Genomic DNA, 3,345 nt, shown 5'->3' on the forward strand with positions numbered 1-3,345 from the left:
GGGGTTTCGGAATTTAATCTTGACGATGACCTACTCTCACATGGGGAAACCCCACACTACCATCGGCGATGCATCGTTTCACTGCTGAGTTCGGGATGGGATCAGGTGGTTCCAATGCTCTATGGTCGTCAAGAAATTCGGGTACTGAGTCGTGGCCAGCTGGCCTCGCTTCAGCAAATTGGGTATGTGATAGATCGTGGTGTTTTGTGAGCGTCGAACTTTCGGTTCATTTCGTCTTCACACACCGCAATCTGGTCTCTCTCGAGTTCGCAAATTGCTTGGGTGTTATATGGTCAAGCCTCACGGGCAATTAGTATTGGTTAGCTCAACGCCTCACAGCGCTTACACACCCAACCTATCAACGTCGTAGTCTTCGACGGCCCTTCAGGGAACTCAAGGTTCCAGTGAGATCTCATCTTGAGGCTAGTTTCCCGCTTAGATGCTTTCAGCGGTTATCTATTCCGAACATAGCTACCCGGCAATGCCACTGGCGTGACAACCGGAACACCAGAGGTTCGTCCACTCCGGTCCTCTCGTACTAGGAGCAGCCCCTCTCAAATCTCAAACGTCCACGGCAGATAGGGACCGAACTGTCTCACGACGTTCTAAACCCAGCTCGCGTACCACTTTAAATGGCGAACAGCCATACCCTTGGGACCGGCTTCAGCCCCAGGATGTGATGAGCCGACATCGAGGTGCCAAACACCGCCGTCGATATGAACTCTTGGGCGGTATCAGCCTGTTATCCCCGGAGTACCTTTTATCCGTTGAGCGATGGCCCTTCCATACAGAACCACCGGATCACTAAGACCTACTTTCGTACCTGCTCGACGTGTCTGTCTCGCAGTCAAGCGCGCTTTTGCCTTTATACTCTACGACCGATTTCCGACCGGTCTGAGCGCACCTTCGTACTCCTCCGTTACTCTTTAGGAGGAGACCGCCCCAGTCAAACTACCCACCATACACTGTCCTCGATCCGGATAACGGACCTGAGTTAGAACCTCAAAGTTGCCAGGGTGGTATTTCAAGGATGGCTCCACGCAGACTGGCGTCCACGCTTCAAAGCCTCCCACCTATCCTACACAAGCAAATTCAAAGTCCAGTGCAAAGCTATAGTAAAGGTTCACGGGGTCTTTCCGTCTAGCCGCGGATACACTGCATCTTCACAGCGATTTCAATTTCACTGAGTCTCGGGTGGAGACAGCGCCGCCATCGTTACGCCATTCGTGCAGGTCGGAACTTACCCGACAAGGAATTTCGCTACCTTAGGACCGTTATAGTTACGGCCGCCGTTTACCGGGGCTTCGATCAAGAGCTTCGCGTTAGCTAACCCCATCAATTAACCTTCCGGCACCGGGCAGGCGTCACACCCTATACGTCCACTTTCGTGTTTGCAGAGTGCTGTGTTTTTAATAAACAGTCGCAGCGGCCTGGTATCTTCGACCGGCATGAGCTTACGGAGCAAGTCCTTCACCCTCACCGGCGCACCTTCTCCCGAAGTTACGGTGCCATTTTGCCTAGTTCCTTCACCCGAGTTCTCTCAAGCGCCTTGGTATTCTCTACCCAACCACCTGTGTCGGTTTGGGGTACGGTTCCTGGTTACCTGAAGCTTAGAAGCTTTTCTTGGAAGCATGGCATCAACCACTTCGTTACCTGAAAGGTAACTCGTCATCAGCTCTCGGCCTTAGAATCCCGGATTTACCTAAGATTCCAGCCTACCACCTTAAACTTGGACAACCAACGCCAAGCTGGCCTAGCCTTCTCCGTCCCTCCATCGCAATAACCAGAAGTACAGGAATATTAACCTGTTTTCCATCGACTACGCTTTTCAGCCTCGCCTTAGGGACCGACTAACCCTGCGTCGATTAACGTTGCGCAGGAAACCTTGGTCTTTCGGCGTGGGTGTTTTTCACACCCATTATCGTTACTCATGTCAGCATTCGCACTTCTGATACCTCCAGCAAGCTTCTCAACTCACCTTCACAGGCTTACAGAACGCTCCTCTACCGCATCACTTACGTGATACCCGTAGCTTCGGTGTATGGTTTGAGCCCCGTTACATCTTCCGCGCAGGCCGACTCGACTAGTGAGCTATTACGCTTTCTTTAAAGGGTGGCTGCTTCTAAGCCAACCTCCTAGCTGTCTAAGCCTTCCCACATCGTTTCCCACTTAACCATAACTTTGGGACCTTAGCTGACGGTCTGGGTTGTTTCCCTTTTCACGACGGACGTTAGCACCCGCCGTGTGTCTCCCATGCTCGGCACTTGTAGGTATTCGGAGTTTGCATCGGTTTGGTAAGTCGGGATGACCCCCTAGCCGAAACAGTGCTCTACCCCCTACAGTGATACATGAGGCGCTACCTAAATAGCTTTCGAGGAGAACCAGCTATCTCCGAGCTTGATTAGCCTTTCACTCCGATCCACAGGTCATCCGCTAACTTTTCAACGGTAGTCGGTTCGGTCCTCCAGTTAGTGTTACCCAACCTTCAACCTGCCCATGGATAGATCGCCCGGTTTCGGGTCTATTCCCAGCGACTAGACGCCCTATTAAGACTCGCTTTCGCTACGCCTCCCCTATTCGGTTAAGCTCGCCACTGAAAATAAGTCGCTGACCCATTATACAAAAGGTACGCAGTCACCCAACAAAGTGGGCTCCCACTGCTTGTACGCATACGGTTTCAGGATCTATTTCACTCCCCTCTCCGGGGTTCTTTTCGCCTTTCCCTCACGGTACTAGTTCACTATCGGTCAGTCAGTAGTATTTAGCCTTGGAGGATGGTCCCCCCATATTCAGACAAAGTTTCTCGTGCTCCGTCCTACTCGATTTCATGACTAAGAGATTTTCGCGTACAGGGCTATCACCCACTATGGCCGCACTTTCCAGAGCGTTCCGCTAATCTCAAAGCCACTTAAGGGCTAGTCCCCGTTCGCTCGCCACTACTAAGGGAATCTCGGTTGATTTCTTTTCCTCAGGGTACTTAGATGTTTCAGTTCCCCTGGTTCGCTTCTTGCACCTATGTATTCAGTACAAGATAACCATCTTATGATGGCTGGGTTCCCCCATTCAGACATCTCCGGATCAAAGTCTGTTTGCCGACTCCCCGAAGCTTTTCGCAGGCTACCACGTCTTTCATCGCCTCTGACTGCCAAGGCATCCACCGTATGCGCTTCTTCACTTGACCATATAACCCCAAGCAATCTGGTTATACTGTGAAGACGACATTCGCCGAAAATTCGAATTTCTCAGTTAAGAGAACTCACAAATTTTACCTTAGCCTGATCCGTTACCAGTGAAAGTAACGTTCAGTCTATCTTTCTATCACATACCCAAATTTTTAAAGAACGA

General features: G+C 51.0%; 2 rRNA genes. Both read right to left on the reverse strand.

Features of this window, described 5'->3' with window-relative positions:
- Window positions 1–17 precede the first annotated feature (17 nt).
- Window positions 18–133: ribosomal RNA gene (gene rrf, locus JMV15_RS27740) — 5S ribosomal RNA — on the reverse strand.
- A gap of 156 nt (window positions 134–289) precedes the next feature.
- A 23S ribosomal RNA gene (locus JMV15_RS27745) occupies window positions 290–3,181 on the reverse strand.
- Window positions 3,182–3,345 lie beyond the last annotated feature (164 nt).

This window comes from Pseudomonas paracarnis (assembly GCF_904063055.1).
GTDB classification, from domain to species: domain Bacteria; phylum Pseudomonadota; class Gammaproteobacteria; order Pseudomonadales; family Pseudomonadaceae; genus Aquipseudomonas; species Aquipseudomonas paracarnis.